Origin of the sequence: Chitinophaga sp. 22620, from assembly GCF_052044405.1 — a bacterium.
In the GTDB taxonomy this organism is placed as follows: Bacteria; Bacteroidota; Bacteroidia; order Chitinophagales; family Chitinophagaceae; genus Chitinophaga.
In genome coordinates this window covers 860,203-885,090 of record NZ_JBQEMV010000001.1, presented here as the reverse complement: position 1 = coordinate 885,090, position 24,888 = coordinate 860,203, and the positions used below count along the sequence as shown (strand labels likewise).

Sequence of the window (24,888 nt, the reverse complement as noted above, 5' to 3'; positions counted from 1 at the left end):
CTAAATTATAGCACTGGGAACGGGTCTTCAAACACCGCGCCGTCCAGCCAGTCGTTCACTTCCCCATCATCGCAAACGCAGCTGTCCAGCGCCGCGGTGATCCGCCGCACGTCCATCTCCTGACCGATAATAACAATTTCGTTGTACCGGTCTGCAAACAGCGGGTGCCACCTGTCGCGGATGATCTTTGCAGTCGCTTTATCCTGGTACCGTTCTTCCGGGGGAATGGTGCACCACCACACCCCGGCGCGGTCCGCCATCAGCGAGGCACCGGCCTGGCTCCAGCTCAAAGCCACGTCCGGGCGGCTGGCCAGCCAGCAGAGACCTTTGGAGCGGAGGATATTGGCAGGCCAATCTTTTTGAATGAACTGCCAGAAGCGGGCCGGGTGGAAGGGCGCGCGGCTGCGGTATACAAAAGATGAAATGCCGTATTCTTCCGTTTCAGGGGTATGTTCTTTTTCCAGTTCTGCGATCCAGCCGGCGCTTTGGGAAGTTTTGTCGAAGTCGAAACTTTTGGTGTGGAGGATCTCGCCGAGCGGCACCTGCCCGTGCTCCGCTTCCACGATGCGGGCATCGGTATTCAGCTTGCGGATCATGGCTTTCAGGGTGTTCCGTTCGGGCTCGCTCACGAGATCGCATTTATTCAGCACGATCACATTGGCAAACTCGATCTGGTCCGTAAGCAGGTTCACGATGCTGCGCTGGTCAGCCGTGTCTTCCGTCAGGCCTTCGTCCTGCAAAAGATTACGGCTGCTGAAGTGTTGACGGAAATTAAAAGCATCCACCACGGTCACCAGTGTATCCAGCGTGCTGAATGCGCCGAGGTCGATGCCAAGGTTTTCATCTTTGTAGGTGAAAGTTTGCGCCACTGGCAAAGGTTCCGAAATGCCGCTGGATTCTATCAGCAGGTAATCGAACCGCTGTTCTTCCGCCAGGCGCTGTACTTCATGCAGCAGGTCTTCGCGGAGGGTGCAGCAGATGCAGCCGTTGCTGAGCTCAACGAGCTTTTCCTCCGTATGATGGAGCGTGCCGGTGTTGCGCACCATCTGCGCATCTATGTTCACTTCACTCATATCGTTCACGATAACGGCTACACGAAGATTTTCCCGGTTGTGCAGCACATGGCGAAGGAGCGTTGTTTTCCCCGCGCCCAGGAAGCCGCTGAGCACGGTCACCGGCAGCCTGGGCGGGAATTTGCGGAACATGCGGGGCGTAAGTTGCAATGTATTGGGCATAGTTATGTGAATTGATCTGGTGATTGAAATGAATGACCGGGTAAATGAGTCCTTGGTTTTCCCGGCTTGTCCTTCGGTTATCTGAAGGTCCGGGCAGGCAAATGCCAGGTATTAATCTGCTGCCTGCGGCATCACAAGCGGGCATGGCATCCGGCACGAAACTGTGGGTGAAGGGGTATACACCGGTCTAAAACCAGCTACATCGAACAAGTACGGCACCTGTCACGAAGTTGCGCGGGCGAGGCGTATACACTGGCTTAAGTGCAGGCGTCGTCAAAAAACATGCATGGCATTCGTTGCGAGGTGTACACACCGGCCTAAACTTAGGCCGCATTGTTCATTTCCGCCCCGCCTTTATCCAATCCACTTTTGCGCTCCGCCCGGCAACGCCTGCATCCGCGCAGGTTCAGCATGTGCGCGAGAATGATCAGCAGCGCGCCGGTGGTAATGATCAGGGGTTCCAGGCCTTCAGGAGCGAGGAAGTGGCCCGCCAGAAGCCCCGCAAAGCCCAGCGTGAACCATATCAACGGCCATACATGACGGTGATGATGCCGGTAACCTCTTATCAGGGCCGTATAACCCACCGCGAACGAAACCGCCAGCAGCGCGTATTCCAGCCGGTCGTTCTCAAACATTTCCAGGCCCAGCAAGGGCAAGGCCGTGATCAGCAGCGGCAGCAGCGCGCAATGCACCGCGCAGGCGAGAGACGCGCCAATGCCCAGCGCGTCAAGATTCCATTTAAAAAGATTCATCCGCATGGTCAGGAATTAATTTTGTGAGGGAACAAATCTAGCATACTTTTGCAACATAGTTGCAAATTAATTTAATTTTAATAAAATTTCTCAGCAGGGAGGGCTATCTTAGCCATCCTTAAAGGAGTGAATGCAACATCGTTGCTTTTCAAGAACAGGACGAGATATGATCTACACCGAAAATCTTGCATATGCCCATCCCAACGGGCGTTTGCTGCAGTTCCCGGACCTTGCCTGCGAAGGCGGCCAGGCGCTGCTCATCACGGGGCCTTCCGGCACCGGGAAAACCACGCTTTTGCACCTGCTGGCGGGCCTGCTCAGGCCGGCTTCCGGCGACGTGCGGGTGGGAAACACCTCCCTGCCCCGGCTCAAATCCGCTGCCATGGACGCTTTCAGGGGAAAGAATATCGGGCTGGTTTTCCAGCAGCCGCATTTTATCGCTTCGCTGAGCATCCGCGAAAACCTTTTGCTGGCGCCTACCCTCGCGAAGGAACCTGCTTCGAAGGAGCGTTTGCAGCAGCTGGTGGATACGCTGCGTATCGGCGGGCTGCTGCATAAAAAACCCGCGCACCTCAGCCAGGGTGAGCAACAGCGCGCTTCCATCGCACGGGCGCTTATGCAAAGCCCGCAGGTGCTGCTGGCAGACGAGCCCACCGCCAGCCTGGATGATCAGAACTGTGCATCCGTGGCGCAATTGCTGGCCGCGCAGGCACAGCAGCAGCATGCCGCCCTGCTGATCGTTACGCACGACAACCGGCTGAAACAACTTTTCCGGGACCATATCCAACTCTCATGATCATCCGCATCGCTTTTAAAAATCTTCTCCATAAACCGCTCTATGCCGTGCTTTGCTGGTTGCTGCTGGCCTGCAGTACGGCCGTGTTGCTGGTGCTTATTTCGTTGAACCGCCAGTCGCGCGAGCAGCTGGAAAAACAAATAGACGGCATAGACATGGTGCTGGGCGCAAAAGGCAGCCCGCTGCAGCTGATCCTCAGCAGCGTCTACAACCTGGACGCGCCCACCGGCAATATTTCACTCGCGGAGGCCGGCCGTTTCATGCGGCATCCTTTGGTGGAATCGGCCATTCCCCTTTCCCTCGGCGACTCTTATCATGGCTACCGCATCGTTGGCACCACGCCGGCTTACCTTGAAAAATACCAGGTGAAGCCCGCTTCCGGCAAAGCGTTTTCCAAATCCATGGAAGTAGTGATAGGTGCTGCAGTTGCCAGGCGCACGGGGCTGGCCCTCGGGCACACCTTCGCGGGTACGCACGGCCTGGGCGAAAAGGGGCATGTGCATGAAGAGCATGCGTACGTGGTGACGGGCATCCTTCCCGTTACCGGCCTTTCGCTGGACCAGCTGATACTCACTCCGCTGGAAAGCGTGTGGACCATCCACGAAACCGCGAAACGCCATCACGGGGAGCACGATCATGAAGAAGGGGAAAAAGAGGATGAGCACGATCATGAAAAAGAAGCGGCAGCGGGCGTAACTTCGCAGAGCGGGCACCATCACCGGGAAACCGGTGGATCAGCACTACCTGAAGAACGTCATGACGAACAACAGGCGCAATCCCCGGCAAGCGGGGATCCCGGGCAGCAGATCACCGCGGTGCTTATCAAGTTCAGGAGCCCGCTGGCGCAATTGCAGCTGCCGCGGATGATCAACGAAAACACCAATATGCAGGCTGCTGTGCCCGCTATAGAAGTGAACCGCCTGCAATCGTTGCTGGGCGCAGGCACGGAGATACTCCGCATCCTGGGCTGGCTGTTGGCCGCGCTGGCCGCCTGCAGCATCTTTGTAATGCTGGTGCAGGGAACGCATGAACGGCGCTACGAACTCGCCCTGATGCGCAGCATGGGCTGCGGCAGGCTGAAGCTGCTGGGCCTCGTGCTTTCAGAAGCGGCCATGCTGGCTTTGGCCGGCATCATCGGCGGATTTTTGCTGAGCCGCGCTGCTTTGTTCGTGCTGCAACAGGAGATATTCACGCATTATCACCTCGATTTTTCCAAGGCCTGGAAAATTGCCGGTGCAGACCTGTACACCGCGGCCGCCATCCTGGCCGCCTGCCTGCTGGCTGCGCTGTTCCCTGCTGTAAGGGCTTTCAGGCTCAATATTTCTAAAACACTCGCCAATGCATAAAACAGAAAAGATATTAGTGGGCCTGATGGCTTTTTTCCTGGTTTCCTGTTCCAATATTTCCCAGTACTGCAAGCACGGCGTCAACGCCGGTTACCTGGGCCGGGTGCTCCGCCTGCAACAGCAGGCCGGCGATAACGTACCGGTATCTACCGTGGAAGTCCCGGAAACACGCGTCTGGGCAGACACTGCGGCGGTGAACGTTACCTGGAAACAGTTGTCGGACGTGATCTTCGATCGCAAGTGGGACGAAAAGATGCAGATGCCCATGTTATATCCTTCCTTCTCCCGCAACATCAAAGCCATGAACGGAAAGACCATCGCGATCAGCGGGTACGTGATACCGGTAGACGTGAAAGGCGGCATGTACGTGCTTTCCGCCAACCCCAACAGCTCCTGCTTCTTTTGCGGCGGCGCGGGACCGGAAACGATCATGAACCTGAAATTCAGATCCGGCAAACCAGAATTTGAAACGGATGACTATGTGAAGTTCAAAGGAAGACTAAGGCTCAACGAGAAAAACATTTACGAATTATATTATAACCTGGAAGATGCGGTGCTGATCGGCAAATAGCAAATAGTCGTAACTTTACAGGTCAGATTTTAAGCGCAAACGATATGTCAAAAAAAGCGGTCTTCTATATCATCTTTTTCGTAGTGCTGAGCGTTGGTTTCATGGTGTTTTCCGGCCTGATGATCAAAGAAGGTACGGGTGAGTTCTTCGGGAAAGAAAAACTGCCGTTGCTGGGCACGCCCGGCCATAAGGTGCAGGGTTTTTCTTTTACGGACCAGGAAGGGAAAACCGTCACGCAGGACCATGTGAAAGGGAAGATCTATGTGGCGGAATATTTTTTCACCACCTGCACCAACATCTGCCCGGTGATGAACAAGAACATGGAAAAGGTATATGCCATCTATAAATCCAACCCGAACTTCATGATCCTGTCCCACACTTCAGACCCGGATTATGATTCCATTCCTGTTTTGAAAGCCTATGCCGAAAAACATGGCGCGGATGCGAAGAACTGGCACTTCCTTACCGGCAACAAACGCGAGCTGTATAAAATGGCCCGTGAAAGTTACCTGGTAGATGATGGCCATTTTACTGGGGAAGATGATTTTATCCACACCCAATGGTTCGCGCTGGTAGACGGGGACGGGCAGATACGCGGGCTGTACGAGGGAACGAAAAATAAAGATATCGACAAGCTGATCAAGGACATTGACCGCCTTGTACATGAATAAAAAGTTTTAACATGCCTTCAAAGAACAAAGAGCTCATTGTAGAGTTATTGAAGTCCAGTAAGCTGAGCATTACGGAAACGCGGGTTAAAATACTGGAGTTGTTTCTGAAAAGCAACGGTGCGCTGGAACATGCGGATTTTGAAAAATTAAGCGGGAAATCTTTTGACAGGGTGACCATTTACCGCACCCTCCAAACTTTCCTGGACAAAGGTATCGTGCACAAGATCCCGACTACAGACACTTCCGTGCGGTACGCCATCTGCCGGTCCGAATGCCGGGAGCATGAGCATCACGATCACCATGTGCATTTCCGCTGCGAAGAATGCGGCGCTACGCAGTGCCTCGACGAAACGGATATCCCCGTCATCTCCTTACCGAAAGGATATGATGTGCACAACGTGGAAGTGGTGGTGAGCGGGGTTTGCAAGGCTTGCCACTGATCCCCAGTATTACAATATTAAAAAGAGCGTTCTGCCGGCAGAACGCTCTTTTTTTATGTTATGCTTTAAAGTTCAGTTTACACGATCTTATCGATCTCCTGCTGCACAAAACCTGCCAGCTCTTTTACATACCCGGGTGAAAAGTCGAAGCGGATGCCGGCGGTGGTGTACAGTTCACGCAGCGTTTTGGTGTAGCCCAGGCTGAGCGCTTTTTCGTAGTTATCGAGCGCCTGCTTTGGATTTTCCTTGTATTGTTTCCACATGGCGATGGCGCCCAGTTGCGCAATGCCGTATTCGATGTAATAGAACGGCACTTCAAACAGGTGAAGCTGGCGCTGCCAGCTGCTGGCGCGGAAGTGCTCAAAGCCTTCCCAGTTCACGTTGCCGGGAGAAAATTCATCCAGGATGCGCGTCCAGGCGGCGGTACGTTCTTCCACGGAATGCTGCGGGTGCTCGTATACCCAGTGCTGGAATTTATCGATCGTAGCGATCCAGGGGAAAATGGTGATGGCCCTCTCCAGCTGCTGCAATTTTGCGCGGCGCAGCTCCTCCGGGCTGTCGAAGAAAATATGCCAGTGGTCCATGGTGAAAAGTTCCATGCTCATGCTGGCCACTTCCGCGATCTCCATGGGATATTCCTTGAATGCGCTCAGTTTCAGCGGGTGGCTCAGGAAGGAATGAATGGCGTGGCCGCCTTCGTGCACCATCGTAGTAAGGTCTTTCATTTGGCCAGCGGCATTCATAAAAATGAAAGGCACACCGGTTTCCGCAAGCGGGCAATTATACCCGCCGGGCGCTTTGTTCTTGCGGCTGTCCAGGTCCAGGCGGCCCATTTCTTTCATCACGGTAAGGCATTCCCCGAAAAACGGGCGCAGCTCGTTAAAACATTGGATGGACTTATTGATCATTTCCTCCCCGCTTTTGAACGGCTCCAGCGGCAGCGTGCCTTCGGGCTCCGCATCGCTGTCCCATGGCCTCAGTTCATCCAGTCCCAGCTTCACGCGCTGGCGTTCCAGCGATTGCCGCACCAGCGGCAGGATGTGCTCCTTGATGGCGGTATGGAACTGGAAACAATCTTCCTTGCTGTATTCGAACCTGCCGAGCTCCACGAACTTATAATCGCGGTAATTCTCGTAGCCCGCGTTCAGCGCCACCTGGTGGCGTTTTGCAACGAGGGTGGAATAAAGCTCGTCCAGCTTGTCCTTGTCCTGCAGGCGGCGGGTATTGGTTTTGGTGAACACCTCTTGGCGCAGGCTGCGGTCCGGGCTTTCCAGGAATTTGGCGGCTTGCTGCAGCGTGTATTCCTGCCCGTTCACGTTGATGGTCATGGCGCCGGAGATCACACCGAACTGCTGCGCCATCACGCTCAGTTCCGCCTGGATGGGGATGTTCTGTTCGTTGAAAAGCTGTATCTGTTTTTGGACGTTTCGGAGGTAAGTGAAGTACAGTTGCTGGTCCAGCTCGTCTTTGTACCCGCTGGCCATCAGCTTGCGGTTCAACGCATCGGCATAGGGCTGCAGCTTCGGCTGGATCTCCATGCAAAAGTAAGTGAATGCTTCTTCGTAGGATTTGTCGGCCGTGTCGCGCGTCATGCGGATCTGGCGCCAGCAGGCGTCTTCACTGATCACAGCTTCCAGCTCGCTGAGGTCGGCCAGCCATTGTTCGATGTCTGCCTTGCTGTTGATCTCCCTGTTCTGCAGCGTTTCAAAATAAGGTTGCAATGCATCCCAGGTGGTTACGGTAAAGTCTTTCGGTAAAAATTGCCTTGGCGGCGCCGTTATATGTGCATTTTGCATGATGTTAAAATTAAGGTCAGTAAAAATAAAGAAAATGATGATGTTGACCAGCAGACCCGTCATTGCACATCGAAAGCCTGAATAGAAAAGGGCTGTACCGGATTCAAGGTACAGCCCAACTCTAAATATCGGCTTTCGAAACTATTCTTCTGATTTCTTCTTACGGGTGGTCTTCGGTTTCTTTTCCTCTCCTTCTGCGGGTTCCGCGTCTGCAGCTGCTTTTTTAGCGGCGGCTTTCTTTTTCGGAGCCGGTTTCTCTTCCGCGGGCGCTTCTTCGCCTGCAGCTTCTTCTTTCTTCGCTTTTGCCTTGGCTTTGGGTTTGGCTTCCTCTGCCTGTTCAGCAGGGGCGGCTTCTTCCGCTACCGTTTCTTCAGTTTCTTCCTCAAATTTGAGCAGGTCGTTCTTTTTGAGGATAGTGAACCATTTCACCATTTTCTTCATATCGCTTACATATACGCGCTCCTCGTCAAATTCGGGGAACACGTTCTTAAAGTAAGCTTTGATAGCGTTATTGTCCGCCTTGGCGTCAGCCGGGGCGAATTGCGCCTCTTTTTCCTGCATTGCTTTGAAAACCGCTGTCAGGTTCACGTTATCGCCCGTTGTAAATACTTCAATGCTTTCCAATGGGGTAAAATTATGTACCCGGGAAGATACGAAGCGGGTGCTTTTATCCTCCAGCGATCTTACAATAGCGCCATCCTGTTTGCTGGCCAGCAATTGGAATAAACCGCCTAATCCGGTTACTGCAACAATTTCTCTGTACTGCATGAATTCATTTTTAAGAACGGCAAATATAAAAAATTAGCAATAGATATAGCGCTGACAAATTTTCACCCCTGCCCCCAGGAGCTCCGGAGCAGGCCTCCATTCGGCCATGGAAGCGGGTTTCGGCGGGAAATGTTAATCTCTCAGCGGCAGGCCGGTATATGGTTGTTTCAGGGTAAATGCCCTGTTTACGGTGGATTTTACTTCCTCTTCAACGCCACTGCATGTTTCCAGGCCTTTACCTTCCCGCTCCCGTCGAACGCCCTGATGAATATGATATAAACGCCCGGTAATGCGGCCATTCCGCCTTCCCGCCGGCCATCCCAGCTGATGCTGCCGGTGTTTCCCGCCAAAAGGTTCCTGGCCAGCTGGCGAACGGTGCGGCCATCCGCATCATACACCGTGATATTGACGGTGAAGCCCGCCCCTGGAAGATTCCAGCTGATGTACGCCAGGTCCTCCATACCATCGTTATCCGGGCTAAAAACTGCCGGCGTCACACTGAACCATTCCGCGCCCGGCATTTCAGGCGCATGCTGCGAATTGCGGTAGCCAGGCGTGGCATAACCCGCCGCAGAAGCCGCGGAATGCCAGTTTCCCGGCTCCTGCGCAGGCTGCTCCATCATCAGCCTTTCGAGGGACACACCTCTGGTATCGTGTAAAATACCGGCATGCATGTTTTTATGATAGCTGAATTCGTCCAGCACCAGCCCGTCCGCCTTCAATAACACGATGGTTCCCGCATCCTGCGGCATTGAAGGCAATGCCGGGATCGTTTCCACACGGCCGGGGCAGGCATAATACCGGCAAAGCGCGGGTACATCTTCCGTAAAAGCAATATGTTCGCCCGGCATCAGCAGGTAAGGCATGCGCAGCAGGGGCAGCGGCGTTTTGAGCACACCCAGCTCATCGCGCTGTGCGAGATAAAGGCCGTTGAGGTCGATGGCCTTTGCGCTGCGGTTATACAGCTCCACAAAATCCTGCACACCCTGCGGCGGGTCAAACAAAAGTTCGCTGAGCACCAGGTCTTCCGCCGTTATTTCCTGCGGAAGGGCATAGGATGCAGCAGCAGCGGGCAACTCGCGGCCATTGCAGTCCTTCAGCCCCTGCGGGCTCATGTTGTAGATCTTCCCTGGAAGCATGGCTCCGGGCAGGCGCACCATCAGTGTCGTAAATAAAGGCGCTTCGGCAATGCCCATGTGCGAGGCCGAGGCACTGTCGAGCCCGGCGGTGTAATGCAGGCGCAGGTGCAGGGAATCGATGACGGAAATACGTGACAATTGGGGCAGCCCGGGAGCGGTAATGTTTCCTTCAATAGTATTCTTCCTGCCTGGCGATCCGCCAGCGCCAAAGTTTTCCCCGCCCGCGCAGGGCCATTTCACATCCTTCATTTCCAAGCTCCAGCCGCCCTGCGCCCTGATGCCGCCGCCATACCATTCCGTACGGTAATCTATTGCATGGATCACCCGTCCTTTACTATCATACAAGGCCAGCAACTCGCCTTCATTCGACAGGGAAAACGAACTTCCCCCGCCGAGAGAAGGCCGGAACAAGGAAGTATTGGATGAAGACGCGACCACCACTACACTGTCCGGCAACAATTTGTACGCCGGAAGCACCGCGTGTATGCTACGCCCTTTCAGCAGCCAGCCGCCGAGATTGATCTCCCCGCCGCTCACATTGCGCAGCTCGATGTATTCGGCGTCCGGCAAATTTGCAGGCGGAGAAGGGTCCGCCATGATCTCATGTATCAATACATCATAACGTTTCGCCACATATGGCGGCGTAAGGTCCAGCTCTTTAATAATGATGTCATCAAAAAAGTGTTTGCCGAAAAAAGATGCGGTAGACTGGCGTATCTGGATACCGAACCAGCCAGACGACATATAAGCAACATCCCTGACCTTGCCTTCTTCCACGCCATCGGTGTATAATCCCCATTCGCCAGCAGCCGTGCGGGTAACGCGCACCTGCAAAACATGGTCCGCAACACCGTCCTGCCCGTCTATAAGCCGGGTGACCTGGCCTTTGCCATCATTGTAATAAAGGCTTACATCGTCCGCGGAATGCCCGATGCGCACGAAATACCCGGCGCTGAGCTGCGGTGTTTGCGCAGCGAGATACACATCCGCGTAGTTCAGCCCGGAAGGATTGAGATCGAGATGTGCCTGGAATTCCCACTGCACATTCAGCGCAGCGGCAGAAGCCGTGGAAAGATAAAACGTGCTGTTGGGCTGGGAATGCCGGCTCCGGAGCTTTCCGTCCTTCACTTCGAACGACGAATCCATTCCCTGCCATGGCGGGTTCTGCGTGAAATTTCCATCCGTAAATGATTCTGAAAGCTGCGCCTGTGCAGCAAAGGGTAACAGGGCCAGTAACAGGCCGCAAACAATGGGTTGCATGATAGCAATATTTAATAGGTTAACAAACTCACCGAATATAATAAAATCTTCTTTTTCTGTATTAATTTTGGGTCCTCATTTTATTAATTAAATAACACAATGAAAGTAGCCGTAGTAGGAGCTACCGGACTGGTAGGCTCTAAAATGTTGCAAGTACTCGCGGAAAGGAATTTCCCTGTAACGGAACTGATACCCGTAGCTTCCGAGAAATCTGTTGGCAAGGAAGTGGTATTTAAGGGTAAGCCGTACAAGGTAGTGAACGCAGAGACGGCTATTTCCATGAAACCGAACGTGGCCATCTTTTCCGCAGGCGGCAGCACATCGCTGGAATGGGCGCCCAAATTTGCGGCAGCCGGTATTACCGTGATCGACAATTCTTCCGCCTGGCGCATGGACCCTGCTAAAAAGCTGGTGGTGCCCGAGGTGAACGCGCATGCGTTAACGCCTGAAGACAAGATCATTGCAAATCCCAACTGTTCCACCATCCAAATGGTGCTGGTGCTGGAGCCCCTGCATAAGAAGTATGGCATTCAGCGCGTTGTGGTTTCCACCTATCAATCCGTTACAGGTACCGGCGTAAAAGCCGTTGACCAGCTGATGAATGAACGCAAAGGCGTGGACGGCCCGAGAGCTTACGCGCACCAGATAGACCTGAACGTGATCCCCCAGATCGATGTGTTCCTGGACAATGGTTATACCAAGGAAGAGATGAAGATGGTGAAAGAAACGGTGAAGATCATGGGCGACGAAAGCGTGAAAGTAACGGCAACGACTGTACGAATTCCTGTAATGGGCGGTCACAGCGAAAGCGTGAACATACAGTTTGCGAAAGACTTCGACCTGGCTGAAGTGCGCAGCATCCTGGCTGCTGCTCCGGGAATTGTGGTAACAGATGATCCGGCGAATGCCGTATACCCGATGCCGAAAGATGCGCATGATAAAGATGATGTTTTTGTGGGCCGTATCCGAAGGGATGAATCGCAGGCTAACACGTTAAATTTATGGATCGTGGCAGACAACTTACGCAAAGGCGCGGCAACAAATGCTGTGCAGATCGCCGAATATCTCAATCAAAAGAACTGGTTATAAACCCGTTAAAAAATAAATTTCAGGAGGCCGGAAAATGTTGCAACATTTTCCGGCCTTTTTTCTTTAATTCGTTATAGGGCTGCTGCTCAATCACTTACCCCTAGCTAATTTCAACCGATTATCAAATAGTTTGATCTGTTCGTTTCCATAAAGCTGTTATCCTTCCTTTAGTGTCAAGGAATTATACAATTCAACATTTGGAATTTGTAAAATTTTAATGTAATTTCATTTCCCCGTCAAAAAATACGATAAGGGGTATACGAAAAATCTGTCCTTGAGTGCACTGAGAGGGTGCCACCTGTCCAACTATTATTTCTTCGTTCATTTTTTGTTAATGCTAGACATGTAAAAACTACACAGAAGTAGTATTGATTTGTGCGGGATAAAGTCCAACTTTGATATTACAATCCTATGCTAATAAATTCTTTATCTGAAATTTCCATGAAAACTAAACAATCAAACTAAACACCCTTTATCCTATGAAAACCAACACGAACCGTGAACTTTTGTTAATGCACAAGTTTACCGAAGAGTGGAGCACTAATTTTTCCTCGCAAGTCTCCCGCATCATGAACATCGTAGATCAGAAAGATACGCTCGACGGTATCATCCCGATCATCGAAGTTGCCAATGTCTACAATCAGAAATTTGCACAAACCAGAGTTGACAAAGAAAATTTATTGAAGAACCGTAAATCCCGCCCGTTTGAGTTTTTGATACACAAGAATTGATTTACTGTTTTCCTCAGCATGTTTCCGTCCTGTTACATGTACGAAATTTTACACTAGTTGCCGGGAGAACTTACGACGAGTTTTTCTCCGGTAACTAGTATAATAAGTGGTGTTAGTTTTTATTCTTCCTGTGCGTGGTTCAGAAAATTAATAAAGGGTTGCATGACGGTGAATTTCTTCAGCAGTTCCCGTACAAGTGTGGGTTGGATCGTTTCTTCATCAGTGATGCCGGCGTTCACCACCAGGCTTTTGAGTTTGATATAAGCAATAGCGGGATTGTCTTCATGATATCCCTGGGGCGCGGTCTTTAATGAATCGCCGTTCACCTTTCCGAATACGCGTATAAAATCTTTCTGCCCGACGATCCCCTGGAATTCCCCGAAATTATAATCTATTTCCTGGCGTACTTTTTTTAGCATGGGCGCTTCCGGCATCCACAGGCCGCCGGCTACAAAGCTATTCCCTCCCGGCTCCAGCTGGAAATAGTAACCGGCATACGGGCTTTTTTTGCCGCCTTTGGCAAAGTAGGCGCCCATATTGGTTTTGTAAGGCGTTTTATCTTTGGAGAACCGCACGTCTTTATAGATGCGGAACACGCAATCTTTGACCTTCAGCGCTTCCATTGCCGGGTCCATCCGGGCCAAACCATCTATCAGCTGCTGTGTGAGACTTTCAAAGTCCTCCTTGGCCTGCTGATATTGGGTCTTATTTTCATCAAACCAGGGTTTATTGTTGTTTTGCCTGAGGTCTTTCAGAAATTTCAATGTGGAACGTTGTAGCATATAATATAGCCCCCTTTTGGAGGCCATAAGATACAAAAACTCCTGTTTGCCAAGTGGAAATTTTCCGCCTGGCAAACAGGAGCCTGGTAAAGGGCCGGCTAAAATAACCGGCCCTGTGCAATAATGGTTCGGTTAAACCTTTTTATATGAGCCTGTGATTAAGATCAGAATTTATAGATCGCCGCCAGCAACAGGTTGGCGGAAGAACTCTTGGGCGTATTGTCCTTTTCGTAGAACACGTCTTTAGACCCGCTGTCGAACCGTACTTCAGGGATCAGCGTGAAACCGCCGATCTTGTACTGCGCGGAAAGCGTGAGGGCAAAGATGTTGCCGCCTTCAGGATATTCTGTTTTATCGGTGTATACTTTCAGGTTGTCCTTATCGCCGAAGTATTCGCCGCGCAGCGTCAGGCCGAAGCTTTCAACGGGGTCGTAGCTCAGGTACAGCGCTGAACCGTACCAGTTGGTGTTTACGCCGTTCTTGTACATGGAGTAGGTACCGTTGTAACCGATCCCGAATTTGGGGGCTACCTGGTAAGTGATCACCGCATCCAGCTGGTCGTTGCGGGTCTGGAAAGTATCCCTGCCGCCGATGTAGTTCAGGTAAAACTTAAGGGGAACGCTCGCCGGCGCAAAACCATACTGGGCGCCGATGAACTTGATCCCACCCCAGGTGGCAGACTTGAAATCAGTCGGGTTAAACACTCCGACCATAAAGCTGTGCGACCCGAATGTCAGATCTGCCTTAACCCCGGTGTGGAAGAAGGGTCCGTAGGAAAACATATATGACATGCTGTAGTTCCTGTTGGCGTAAGCGTCCACCAGTTCGTAACCTACGTGGGTGGCATAGCTACCCATGGTGAATTTCAGCCAGGAAGCCGGAGCATAGGAAATATAAAGTTGTTTGATGGCCAGGCGGGTCTTCTCGTCGTTGTAAGAGAAATCTTCCGCCCTTTTACCGAAACCGATATCGGCTACCATGCCCACATTTTTGAAAGAGCTTTCCAGTTTAAGGGATATCATATTCAACTCAAATGAGTTGTGCGTATTGGTAAAGCTGGTCTTACCGTCTGTGCTCTCATTGAAATTGTATTTATAATAGACATCAGCGGAGCCGGAGATCTTGAAGCCGGGGGGCAGCAGGCGTAATGAGTCCTGGGCATGGGCAGACATAGCAAATAATACAGCCAGGATTGCAAATAAACTTTTTCTCATCATGGGAATTTGAAGTTTGGTTAATAAAATGATACACAGGTTTGGCTGCTGATTTTACGTTGAGGTGCTGATTAGGCCGGGGCAAAGCGATCCCGGATCGCTCGCCGCCACGGCGCTTCAGGCTACCGTGGCGACAAACAATATATCCGGATCAAACAAAAGGAACTAACTATAGTGGTTGATAAAAATTGTAAGGGATGTAAGGACTAGTGATGCTGAACACCCAGTTCTTCTTCGGCAATTTTGCCGTGACCGTTGATGCTCATCATGTTCGGATGATAGATCTCGTTGTGCTGGGTAACGTCCAGGCCGAGCTCTTCTTCTTCTTCAGTTACACGCAGCGGGTGGATCAGGTTGATCACTTTGAAGATCAGCCAGGATACGGTGAAGCTGTAAGCAACTACCAGCAGCAGGCCGAGCACTTGTTTATAGAACAGGCTGAAGTTTCCGTAAGCCCAACCGTCTGCAGCAGCAGGGTTGATAGCGGTGGAAGCAAATACGCCCGTGAAAAGCATGCCGGTCATACCGCCTACACCGTGGCAGGGGAATACATCCAGCGTATCGTCGATGGAAGATTTGTTTTTGAAGTGCACCACCAGGTTGGAAACGATCGCTGCAATGAAGCCGATGAACAGGCTCTGCGGAACGCCTACGTAACCGGCGGCGGGCGTGATGGCAACCATGCCAACTACTGCGCCTATACAGAAACCGAGCACTGAAGGTTTGCGGCCACGGATCACATCAAAGAAGATCCAGGAAAGACCGGCAGCAGCGGTAGCGGTGTTGGTAGCGGCGAAGGCGGAAACAGCCAGGCCATTGGCAGCCAGGGAAGAACCGGCGTTGAAACCGAACCAGCCGAACCAGAGGAGGCCGGTACCGATCAGTACGAAAGGAATATTGGCGGGTTGCAGTTCTTTCTTCTGAATATGGTCTTTACGGCGTTTCAGCACCAGGGCGCCTGCGAGGGCAGCGCAACCGGCGGAAATGTGCACCACGGTGCCACCTGCAAAGTCCAGAACCCCGAGCTTGAACAGGATACCGTCTGCATGCCAGGTCCAGTGTGCAATAGGCGCATACACCAGGAGGCTGAACAGTACCATGAACAGTACATAAGAAGTGAAGCGGATACGCTCAGCTACCGCACCTACCACGAGGGCGGGGGTGATCACCGCGAATTTCAGCTGGAACAGCGCGAACAATAATAAGGGAATAGTACCCCATGGCTGTCCGGAACCTACGTTATTAAAGAAGAAGTAGGTGGAAGGGCTGCCGATCAGCCCGCCCTGAGACTCTCCGAATGCAAGGCTGAAGCCAACCACCACCCAGATAATGCTGATGAGGCCGGTTGCGATAAAGCTTTGCATCATGGTAGAGATCACATTCTTTTTGTTCACCATGCCTCCGTAAAAGAAGGACAAACCAGGTGTCATTAAGAATACCAGGGTAGTTGCCACCAGAATCCAGGCAACATCTGCAGCATTGTACTTGCTTGCATCAGAAAAAGTAGGCACAGTTGGGAAAAAAATGCCAATTACTGCAAGCGCAGTTAAAAATATGAATGGCAGATAATCCTGAAATGAAATTTTCTTCATAGCGTTTCATTTTAAATTTCGTAATAAAAGTAGGTAGCGGCTTTAAAACTTCAAATAGAAGGGCCGAAAATTGGAAAACTTTGAAAATAAGGGGAAATACGGGGGCCGGACAGCAATCATATATTATTTAGTAATAATATAAATTACATTTTTGGGTGTTATGATAACGTTAAGGGAATGCTAAAATAGGGTATAACAAATTGATTATAACGATGTTAAAGGGAAAACAACGCGTCGATTACAAAAATCTAATCCGCCGGTACTAATGTGCTACTGCAAAATTCGATAATACGCTTGAAACACTTGACCGTAAAGACTTTAAATATTAAAAGGGATAATACTGTTTTTCCGAAAACCGCATTATCCCTTCGTTCATATTATAAATATTTCTATTCGATGTTTGTTGTTTCAGCAACTATTTCCGCTTCATATTTTCCAATTCCTGCTGCATGGCAAACATCTGGTCGCGCAAACGCGCCGCTTCCATAAAATCCAGGTCTTTGGCCGCCTTTTCCATCTCCTTCCGCACCCGCAGGATCGATTTCTCCATCTGCGGAATGCTCTGCACGGTATTCCGGTTGAAAACAACGCCCTCATCGGCCACCATAGCCATTTCGTCATGTACGGCGTAGGGACTGCTCTCGTCAAAGTTGCGGATAGACAGTACGGACGTCTGCCCCATGATCTGCTCCTTCGATTTCAGCACGGTCTTCGGCGTAATGCCATGTTCCTCATTGTATTTACGCTGTTTTTCGCGCCTGCGGTCCGTTTCGTCGATGGTCCGCTGCATGCTCTCGGTGATCTTGTCCGCATAAAATATAACCAGCCCGTCCACGTTCCTTGCCGCACGGCCCGCCGTTTGGGTCAGGGAGCGCTCGTCTCGCAGGAAACCTTCTTTATCCGCATCCAGGATGGCCACCAGCGACACTTCCGGAAGGTCCAGCCCTTCCCTCAGCAGGTTCACCCCCACCAATACATCTATATTGCCCAGGCGCAGGTCTCGGAGGATCTCCACCCGTTCCAGGGTATCCACCTCGGAGTGGATGTAGCGGCTCTTTATATTAATACGGTGCAGGTATTTGTCCATTTCCTCGGCCATCCGCTTGGTGAGCGTGGTTACCAGCACGCGGTCGCCCTTCAGCACACGTTTGTCGATCTCGTCCAGCAGGTCGTCTACCTGGTTCTTGCTGGGCCGCACCTCTATGGGCGGGTCCAGCAGGCCGGTGGGCCTTACCACCTGTTCCACCACGATGCCCTCGGTTTGCTTCAGCTCGTATTCGCCGGGGGTAGCGCTCACAAAAATGGTCTGGTTCAGCAGGTTCTCGAACTCATGGAAGTTCAGCGGCCGGTTGTCCAGCGCGCTGGGCAGGCGGAAGCCATAGTCCACCAGCGTGAGCTTGCGCGAGCGGTCGCCGCCGTACATGCCGCTCACCTGCGGGATGGTTACGTGGCTTTCGTCTATCACCAGCAAAAAGTCTTTCGGGAAATAATCCAGCAGGCAGAAGGGGCGTGTACCGGGCCTCCGCCTGTCCAGGAACCGCGAATAGTTCTCAATGCCGCTGCAGTAACCCAGCTCGCGGATCATTTCTATATCATAATTAACGCGCTCGGATAAACGCTGTGCTTCTATGAGCTTGCCTTCGGCCTTAAAATATTCCACCTGCGCGGCCATCTCATCCTGTATTTCATGGAGGATCTGCACCATCTGGTCTTTAGGAGCGATGTACAGGTTGGCCGGGAAAATGGCGGCCGTATCCATTGTTCCGATGCGTTTGCCGTTGCTTACGTCAAAACTTTCGATCTCTTCAATTTCATCGCCGAAGAAGGTGATGCGGTAGCCGTAGTCTACATAAGGCAGGTTAATATCCACGGTATCGCCCTGCACCCTGAAGTTGCCGCGGTTGAAATCGCCGGTGGTGCGGGAATACAGCGCATTCACCAACCCGTGCAGCAGCGTGTTGCGGCCGATGGTGAGCCCTTTGTGGATGCGGATGATCCCGTTCTCGAAATCGGTGGGGTTACCCATACCGTAAATGCAGGAAACGCTGGCCACCACGATAATGTCCCGCCTGCCGGACAGCAGGTTGGACGTGGCGCGGAGCCTGAGCTTGTCCAGCTCTTCGTTGATCGCGAGATCCTTTTCGATATAGGTATCGCTTACCGGCATATAGGCTTCCGGCTGGTAATAGTCGTAATAGCTCACAAAATATTCCACCGCGTTTTCCGGGAAGAACTGCCTGAACTCACCGTAAAGCTGGGCCACAAGGGTTTTGTTGTGGGTCAGCACCAGGGTGGGCTTTTGTGTGTTCTGGATCACGTTGGCAACGGTAAAGGTCTTGCCTGAGCCGGTAACGCCCAGCAGCGTCTGTGCCAGTTCTCCGTCCTGTATGCCTTCCGTCAGTTGGCGGATGGCCTCAGGCTGGTCGCCGGCGGGTTTATATGGAGCATGGAGCTTAAAGGGCATAATTTTACTGATTTGTATCTGGGATCACGAATTTCGGATTTTATGAGGGAACAAACTTGTTAAAGTTTTCTCCGCTCAATTCAGAATTCCAACCGAAATTCGGGTACAAAATTCGACAAACCGCTTTACATGAAGAAGTACTTTTTTAGCTTGGCATTCACTGCCCTGATACTGACCGGCGGCCTTCAGACCCGCGCCTGGGGCCCCACAGGGCACAGGGTTACGGCAGAGATCGCCTCCTTTTACCTCAGCCCCAAAGCCAAACTGGCCATCAGCAAGATCATCGGCAGGGAAAGCCTTGCTATGATCGCCAACTGGCCCGATTTCATTAAATCGGACACTACCGGCGCCTATAACCACACGTCTCCCTGGCATTACCTGGACTTCCCCGGCCATATTTCCCGGCAGGAATTCGACCGCCTGCTGGCGGAAGCCAAGGGCGAAAACCTTTACAGCCAGACGCTGGCCATGATCAAAGAGCTGAAATCCCCGTCCACCAAGCCCGAACGCAGACGTTTCGCGCTGGCATTCCTCGTGCATATGATCGGCGATATGCACCAGCCCCTGCACGTAGGCCGCGATGAGGACATGGGCGGCAATAAAATACAGGTCAGCTGGTTCGACAGGCCCACGAACCTCCACAAAGTATGGGATGAATACCTGATCGATTTCCAGCAGTACAGCTACACGGAATACTCCGGCATCCTGAACCGGGTGGTGACCGCTTCCGCCGCAAAGACCATGCAGGCCGGCAGCATCCAGGACTGGATGTGGCAGTCGCATGTATTGTCCGACAAGATCTACGACCGCACCAACAACGGCGACAAGCTGAGCTACCGGTATAATTTCCTGTTCGTGGAAGACCTGAACAGCCAGCTGCTGAAAGGCGGGCTGAGGCTGGCGCAGGTGTTAAATGAAACGTTTAAATAGATTTAAGATACGCCGGCATTGACCGGCAAAGGCTGTCATTGCAAACACAAATCGTCATTGCGAGGAGCAGCGGGGAGGTGCGGAGCCGCGACGAAGCAATCTCCTCCTGGTATTGGGGCATCTCGATTCAACGCAGGAGATTGCTTCGTCGCCCTTCCCGCTTTAGCGCTGCCGCTCCTCGCAATGACGACCATCAACAAAAAAGAGCGTGCAGGCCTGCACGCTCTTTTTCTTTATAAGAAGTTCAATTCAATACTATACCAGGTCGATATCGAAATTCACGAGCTGAACGAACTGTTCCAGCCTGGCGCTGATATCTTCTTTGGTGATCTCCCTCAGCTTCTGCGCGCCGAATTTCTCCACGCAAAAAGAAGCCATGGCAGAACCTACGATGATCGCGGTTTTCATGTTCTCGAACGAAATATCCTTGGTTTTGGCGAGGTGGCCTACGAAGCCGCCTGCAAAGGTATCTCCCGCGCCGGTGGGGTCGAATACTTCGTCCAGCGGCAGGGCGGGCGCGAAGAATACGTGATTGCCATGGAAAAGCAGGGCGCCGTGCTCGCCTTTCTTGATGATCAGGTATTTGGGACCCATGGTGAGTATCTTTTTCGCCGCCTTTACGATAGAATATTCACCGGTCAGCTGGCGGGCTTCGCTGTCGTTCACCATCAGCACATCCACCATTTTAAGGGTTTTGAGCAGGTCTTCCAGCGCAACGTCCATCCAGAAGTTCATGGTGTCCATCACGATCAGCTTGGGGCGCGGGTTCATCTGGTTGATCACGCTCATCTGCACCTGCGGGGTGAGGTTGCCGAGTATCAGGAATTCGCTGCCCTGGTAAGACGGCGGGATCACCGGCTGGAAATCAGCCAGCACATTCAGTTCCGTAACCAGCGTATCGCGGGAGTTCATATCCAGGTGGTAGCGGCCGGCCCAGTAGAAGGACTTTTCATCTTTTTTCACCTGCACCCCTTCCAGGGCAACACCGCGGTTGGCAAGAGCCGCCAGTTCTTCCTCGGGAAAGTCTCCGCCGATAACAGACACCTGGTTCACAGGCTGAACAAAGTTTGAAGCAGCCCAGGCAATGTATGCCGCGGATCCGCCAACGATCTTATCAGATTTACCAAAAGGCGTCTCGATATCGTCAAACGCCATGGTACCAACTACGGTAAGAGACATGTATAGAAAGGATTAGAGGTTTAAAAACGCAGCAAATGTAACAAATTCGCTACTAAACCTTTACTTTCTTCCAGTTTCCTCTCCTGAATATGACAATGGCAATCACCGCGATGGCTGATTCCGCGATCACGATCGCCCAGAACACGCCCGTAGGGCCCCATTTGAATACGATTGCCAGCAGGTAGGCCAGCGGTATCTGTAATACCCAGAACCCGAACAGGTTGATATACGTAGGCGTTTTAGTGTCCCCGGCGCCGTTAAACGACTGGGCCATCACCATGCCGAAGGCATAAAACACATACCCGATGCTGATCAGGCGCAGCCCTTCGATGCCGTAGGCCAGCACCCCGGGGTCCTGGGAAAATATGCGAAGGATATTGGGAGCGAACACCATAAAAATAATGGAGATGCTTCCCAGGAAAAACATGTTCAGGTAAGCCGCCTTCCAGACGCTCTTTTCAGCCCGTTCCGGCTCTCCCGCGCCCAGGTTCTGCCCCACCAGCGTGGCCGCCGCATTGGCAAGGCCCCAGGCCGGCAGGATCGCGAATACGATGATGCGGATAGCATATGTATACCCGGCCATCGCATCTTCCCCGAACTGGGAAATGATGCGCATAAGGAATATCCAGCTGGCTGAGCCGATCAGCATCTGTAAAGCGCCACCGGCAGCCAGTTTCACCATTTGCAGGATCACGGAAAGCCTTGGCCGGGCATGCCGCCAGTTTACGGTGATGGTCTTTTTACCGCCCAGCAAGTGGTACAGCTGGTAGATCACCCCGGTGCCGCGGCCCAGCAGGGTGGCAATGGCCGCCCCTTTGAGCCCGAGAGCGGGCAGCGGCCCCCAGCCGTAGATCAGCAGCGGGCAAAGGATAATATTGAGCACATTGGCCAGTATCAGGCTTTTCATGGCAATGCTGGCATCGCCGGCGCCGCGGAAAATACCGTTGATGATGAACAGGAACACGATCACCACGTTACCGCCCATGGCTATCCTGGTGTAACCCTGGCCGTAGTCCGCCATGGCGGCGTCCGCACCCATCAGCAACAAGATGTCGCGGGACCATATCAGTCCCACAATGCTCACCACCAGCGAAAAGCCCAGCGCCAGGTATAAGGCCTGCACCGCGCCTTTGGATGCGCCTTCAGGGTCTTTTTCCCCGATGCGGCGTGCCACCAGCGCAGTGGCAGCCATGCTGATGCCGAACGCCAAAGCATAAATAAGGCTCAGCACAGATTCCGTGAGGCCAACGGTGGCAATGGCGGCCTTGCCGAGGTGACCTACAAAATAGGCATCCACCAAAGCGAACAGCGATTCCATGCTCATCTCCAGCACCATGGGTATAGCCAGCAGGATGAGCGCCCGGTTGATGCTGCCCTCGGTATATATTCTTTCTTCGCCTTTAAGGGCTTCTTTAATGAGCGTGAATAGTCTTTTCGTACGCGAAATAACGTGCGCCATGTGTCAACATACTTTACAGAAATAAATAATCAGGTGGAAACGTTTCAGCAGAAACGCGAGGTTTTTTGAGCGAGGTTCGCCAGCATAGCGGCCGACACGTTTAGAATTTCATATGCGTAAGATTGAAGGCTACAAAGGTAGGGGAATAGTTGGTTCAGCCTAAGGCTTTTTTATGAATCCGGCTCGTCCGGTGGCGGGGCCGGATGAAAAGGATATGTCCCGGAATTGCATATGGTAAAGGGATTGCGCGATATAAGCCCATAATTTTCAAATATTTCTGCCCCGCCCTGTAACTTTTAAATCCCTTCCCCGTTTTACCCCCAGTATCACAACCGGAAACATAGACTGAAGAACAAACTTTTTGACGGAAACCATGCTTCAATGCCATGCCCTTGCAAACCGGAACGGTAGCCGCTGAGATGTGACCATCACGTGTGCTCCTGTTCCGGGAGGGTTGTGGATCTTTTACAATCCCCTTTATTTATTCGTACAATTTTTAGTTGATAGATGGATTCAGCTGTCCTGTTTTATTGCAGGGCAGCTTTTTTTTATTCCCGGGGTAAAAGCAAAGTAGCCGGGCTTCTCCCGGCTACAGATTGTATATGAATAGGATATGGTTCATCGTGGGAAAGAATTCCCGGTAAGAACGATTTTACTGCTTCGCATTAATTCCTTAATACTTTGAATTCGGTCCGCCGGTTCAGCTGACGGCCGTCAGGATTGTCCTTACCGTTAGGCAGGGTGTTAGGCGCTACCGGCCTGGATTCGCCGTAGCCTTTGCTGACCACCCTGCCGGCGGGAATACCTTTTCCGATCAGGTAATCCACGCAGGATTTAGCCCTGGCATTGGAAAGTTTCAGGTTATAGGCGTCCGTGCCTTTGCTGTCCGTATGCGCACCCAGCTCGATCTCCATTTTCGGGTTATCCAGCAGCAGGTAATACAGGCTGTCCAGGATCACCTTCGATTCGGGGCGCAGGGTAGATTTGTTGTAATCGTAGAAGATATCGTTGATCACGATGGGTTTGTCTATCTCGAAACGTTTCAGGCATACCGTGGGGTTCATCATGGAATCTACCATGGACAGCTGTTCGGTATTGAAAGTGTAGTTCTTCGAAAAATAATTATCCTTTTCGATCACCACCCGGTATTTTTTATTCATTTCCACTTCGAACATGTAATTGCCTGCAATGCCGGACTGCTGTACTTCCACGGCTTTCTGCATGCTGTCCAGCAGGGTGATCTTCGCGCCCTGGAGCGGTTTGTTCGTTTCGCAGTCCAGCACCATGCCGCCTGCCATCTTCACCCTTCTTTTAAAAGCAAAGATCTCCAGGCAGCAGATGGATTCACGGTCGGAACTGATGAAGCCTTTCTGCATGGCGCTGGCCGGGGTAAGGCCGGCGTAGTACTGGTCGTCTTTTGCGGAGTTGATGGGGTAACCCATGTTTTCCGGTGTGGACCATGCGCTGCTGAAATCGCCTTTGCTCGAAAAGAAGTCCTGCCCGCCGAATCCCACGCGACCGTTGGAACTGAAGATCAGTACCTGTTTTGCGGGATCGAAGAAAGGCGCGCTTTCGTCTCCCGGGGAGTTGAGCGTTTTGCCCATGTTGCTGGGTTCGCTGAGGCTGCCGCCGTTGATGGACGACACCCAGAGATCGAACTTGCCGGCACTGCCCGGGCGGTCTGAAGCAAAGAGCAGGTACTTGCCGTCTGCCGTTACGAACGGTTCTTTATCGTTGTATTCCGCGGCTTTGAAGAGCAGCTGCGGTTCCGTCCAGCCATTGCCGGAACGCGTGCTGCGGTAGATGGATGATTTTTTCTGACCGTCCTTCACCGTCCAGCGGGTTACGTAGAGTGTGTTACCGTCCGGCGCCATGGATGCTACGCCTTGTTCCACACCTTTCTCCATGGGAATGGGCACTTTTTCGTTGCTGTTGAAATTGCCCTGGTCGCCCGTTGCAACGTAAAGGGTATTGATGAATGGGTTTGTTTTTTTATTGACAAGCGAAGAGTCCGGGCGGGAGGAAGTGAAGTAGAAGGTCCGGTCGTTCACAGGCACCGGCGCATAGTTGGCGCCGCCCTGGTTGATGTTGCCGGTAACCTTTGCCACTTCGTACCGCGGCGGGTATTGCATTTCTTCGATCGCGAATTCGCAGTTCTTTATTTCCAGGTCCGCATTCTTCGAATGATCGTCGAATGTTTTATAGCCTGCTTTGAATTGTTTGAACTGCGCCAGCGCTTTTTCATAATCAGCCGGGGTTTTTGCATTGGCTCTTACACAAAACGCGAACCAGTAGCGGGACAGCGGGAACTGCACCGGGTCGAAGTTGGTGGCTTCCTCGTAATATTTCGCGGCATTCCCGAAGTCGTTATACATGCGGTACGACTCCGCGAGGCGGTATACTACCTGTTCGTAATCTTTCAGTTTCTTCTGCTTGCTCTTGCCGTCTTTATCCAACTGGTAGGGCCTGTATTCGCCTGGTTTCACGGAAAAGGTGCCAAGGGCTTTGCTGTAATACTGGGCGGCGGAGTAGAAGTCCTTCTGCTCGAAGTATACGTCTGCCGTGCGTTTGAAGTCCTGTACGTACTGGGCTTCCAGGGAGCTGAAGAGCCCTGCCAGCGCCAGTATGCATATGAGTGTAAATCTTTTCATAAGGTTCATCATTTGATGTTACT

The 24,888-nt window shown here is 52.2% G+C and carries 20 protein-coding genes; 8 read left to right on the top strand and 12 right to left on the bottom strand.

Going from position 1 to position 24,888, the window contains the following annotated elements; genetic code table 11:
- Window positions 1-5 precede the first annotated feature (5 nt).
- Window positions 6-1,235, bottom strand: coding sequence for a GTP-binding protein (locus ACTJIK_RS03770; protein ID WP_440644977.1), 1,230 nt, complete (start codon window positions 1,233-1,235; stop codon window positions 6-8).
- 323 nt (window positions 1,236-1,558) lie between these two features.
- Window positions 1,559-1,993: a MerC domain-containing protein gene (locus ACTJIK_RS03765; RefSeq protein ID WP_440644976.1), complete on the bottom strand. Its 435-nt coding sequence runs from the start codon at window positions 1,991-1,993 to the stop codon at window positions 1,559-1,561.
- A gap of 160 nt (window positions 1,994-2,153) precedes the next feature.
- Between ACTJIK_RS03765 and ACTJIK_RS03760 the strand changes: the two genes are divergently transcribed.
- Genes ACTJIK_RS03760 through ACTJIK_RS03740 form a run of 5 tightly spaced genes read left to right on the top strand, consistent with a single transcriptional unit; the run spans window position 2,154 to window position 5,811 of the window.
- Window positions 2,154-2,783 carry an ABC transporter ATP-binding protein gene (locus tag ACTJIK_RS03760; RefSeq protein WP_440644975.1) on the top strand — a complete coding sequence of 210 codons (630 nt, stop codon included), beginning with the start codon at window positions 2,154-2,156 and terminating at the stop codon, window positions 2,781-2,783.
- Entirely contained in the window at window positions 2,780-4,129 is a 1,350-nt protein-coding gene (locus ACTJIK_RS03755; RefSeq protein ID WP_440644974.1) for an FtsX-like permease family protein, read from the top strand. The genes ACTJIK_RS03760 and ACTJIK_RS03755 overlap by 4 nt, the downstream gene beginning before the upstream one ends.
- Window positions 4,122-4,700 carry a hypothetical protein gene (locus ACTJIK_RS03750; protein ID WP_440644973.1) on the top strand — a complete coding sequence of 193 codons (579 nt, stop codon included), beginning with the start codon at window positions 4,122-4,124 and terminating at the stop codon, window positions 4,698-4,700. The genes ACTJIK_RS03755 and ACTJIK_RS03750 overlap by 8 nt, the downstream gene beginning before the upstream one ends.
- Before the next feature lie 44 nt (window positions 4,701-4,744).
- Window positions 4,745-5,371: an SCO family protein gene (locus ACTJIK_RS03745; protein ID WP_440644972.1), complete on the top strand. Its 627-nt coding sequence runs from the start codon at window positions 4,745-4,747 to the stop codon at window positions 5,369-5,371.
- Between the two features lie 11 nt (window positions 5,372-5,382).
- Entirely contained in the window at window positions 5,383-5,811 is a 429-nt protein-coding gene (locus tag ACTJIK_RS03740) for a Fur family transcriptional regulator (protein ID WP_440644971.1), read from the top strand.
- A 77-nt stretch (window positions 5,812-5,888) separates the two neighbouring features.
- On the opposite strand, the gene ACTJIK_RS03735 is transcribed toward ACTJIK_RS03740, so the two are convergent.
- The 3 genes from ACTJIK_RS03735 to ACTJIK_RS03725 all read right to left on the bottom strand — a co-directional run bounded on the left by ACTJIK_RS03735 (window position 5,889) and on the right by ACTJIK_RS03725 (window position 10,774).
- Window positions 5,889-7,607 (bottom strand): M3 family oligoendopeptidase, encoded by a 1,719-nt coding sequence (locus tag ACTJIK_RS03735; protein ID WP_440644970.1) that lies wholly within the window; start codon window positions 7,605-7,607, stop codon window positions 5,889-5,891.
- Window positions 7,608-7,748: 141 nt separating this feature from the next.
- The gene (locus tag ACTJIK_RS03730; RefSeq protein ID WP_440644969.1) at window positions 7,749-8,375 is read right to left on the bottom strand and encodes a DUF5606 family protein; all 627 of its coding nucleotides are present in this window, start codon (window positions 8,373-8,375) and stop codon (window positions 7,749-7,751) included.
- Window positions 8,376-8,572: 197 nt separating this feature from the next.
- Window positions 8,573-10,774 carry a lamin tail domain-containing protein gene (locus ACTJIK_RS03725; protein WP_440644968.1) on the bottom strand — a complete coding sequence of 734 codons (2,202 nt, stop codon included), beginning with the start codon at window positions 10,772-10,774 and terminating at the stop codon, window positions 8,573-8,575.
- A 99-nt stretch (window positions 10,775-10,873) separates the two neighbouring features.
- Here ACTJIK_RS03725 and ACTJIK_RS03720 point away from each other — a divergent pair, with 99 nt between their 5' ends.
- Window positions 10,874-11,863, top strand: coding sequence for an aspartate-semialdehyde dehydrogenase (locus tag ACTJIK_RS03720; RefSeq protein ID WP_440644967.1), 990 nt, complete (start codon window positions 10,874-10,876; stop codon window positions 11,861-11,863).
- Window positions 11,864-12,342: 479 nt separating this feature from the next.
- Complete coding sequence (locus tag ACTJIK_RS03715; protein WP_120517340.1) at window positions 12,343-12,594, top strand: hypothetical protein; 252 nt, start codon at window positions 12,343-12,345, stop codon at window positions 12,592-12,594.
- 119 nt (window positions 12,595-12,713) lie between these two features.
- Here the strand turns inward: ACTJIK_RS03715 and ACTJIK_RS03710 are convergent, their stop codons facing one another.
- From ACTJIK_RS03710 to uvrB, 4 genes are all read right to left on the bottom strand, one after another.
- Window positions 12,714-13,376, bottom strand: a complete 663-nt coding sequence (locus ACTJIK_RS03710; RefSeq protein ID WP_440644966.1) for a DUF2461 domain-containing protein — start codon at window positions 13,374-13,376, stop codon at window positions 12,714-12,716.
- Window positions 13,377-13,540: 164 nt separating this feature from the next.
- Complete coding sequence (locus ACTJIK_RS03705; RefSeq protein ID WP_440644965.1) at window positions 13,541-14,593, bottom strand: porin; 1,053 nt, start codon at window positions 14,591-14,593, stop codon at window positions 13,541-13,543.
- A gap of 203 nt (window positions 14,594-14,796) precedes the next feature.
- Window positions 14,797-16,182 carry an ammonium transporter gene (locus ACTJIK_RS03700; RefSeq protein WP_440644964.1) on the bottom strand — a complete coding sequence of 462 codons (1,386 nt, stop codon included), beginning with the start codon at window positions 16,180-16,182 and terminating at the stop codon, window positions 14,797-14,799.
- Between the two features lie 415 nt (window positions 16,183-16,597).
- A complete protein-coding gene (uvrB, locus tag ACTJIK_RS03695; RefSeq protein WP_440644963.1) occupies window positions 16,598-18,646 on the bottom strand; it encodes an excinuclease ABC subunit UvrB in 2,049 nt (682 codons plus the stop codon).
- Between the two features lie 129 nt (window positions 18,647-18,775).
- Between uvrB and ACTJIK_RS03690 the strand changes: the two genes are divergently transcribed.
- Window positions 18,776-19,576 (top strand): S1/P1 nuclease, encoded by an 801-nt coding sequence (locus ACTJIK_RS03690; RefSeq protein ID WP_440644962.1) that lies wholly within the window; start codon window positions 18,776-18,778, stop codon window positions 19,574-19,576.
- Between the two features lie 255 nt (window positions 19,577-19,831).
- Here the strand turns inward: ACTJIK_RS03690 and ACTJIK_RS03685 are convergent, their stop codons facing one another.
- The 3 genes from ACTJIK_RS03685 to ACTJIK_RS03675 all read right to left on the bottom strand — a co-directional run bounded on the left by ACTJIK_RS03685 (window position 19,832) and on the right by ACTJIK_RS03675 (window position 24,865).
- Window positions 19,832-20,755 (bottom strand): PfkB family carbohydrate kinase, encoded by a 924-nt coding sequence (locus tag ACTJIK_RS03685; RefSeq protein ID WP_440644961.1) that lies wholly within the window; start codon window positions 20,753-20,755, stop codon window positions 19,832-19,834.
- 52 nt (window positions 20,756-20,807) lie between these two features.
- A complete protein-coding gene (locus tag ACTJIK_RS03680; protein ID WP_440644960.1) occupies window positions 20,808-22,214 on the bottom strand; it encodes an MATE family efflux transporter in 1,407 nt (468 codons plus the stop codon).
- Between the two features lie 665 nt (window positions 22,215-22,879).
- On the bottom strand, window positions 22,880-24,865 hold the full coding sequence (locus ACTJIK_RS03675) for an OmpA family protein (protein ID WP_440644959.1): 1,986 nt from the start codon (window positions 24,863-24,865) through the stop codon (window positions 22,880-22,882).
- Window positions 24,866-24,888: the final 23 nt, after the last annotated feature.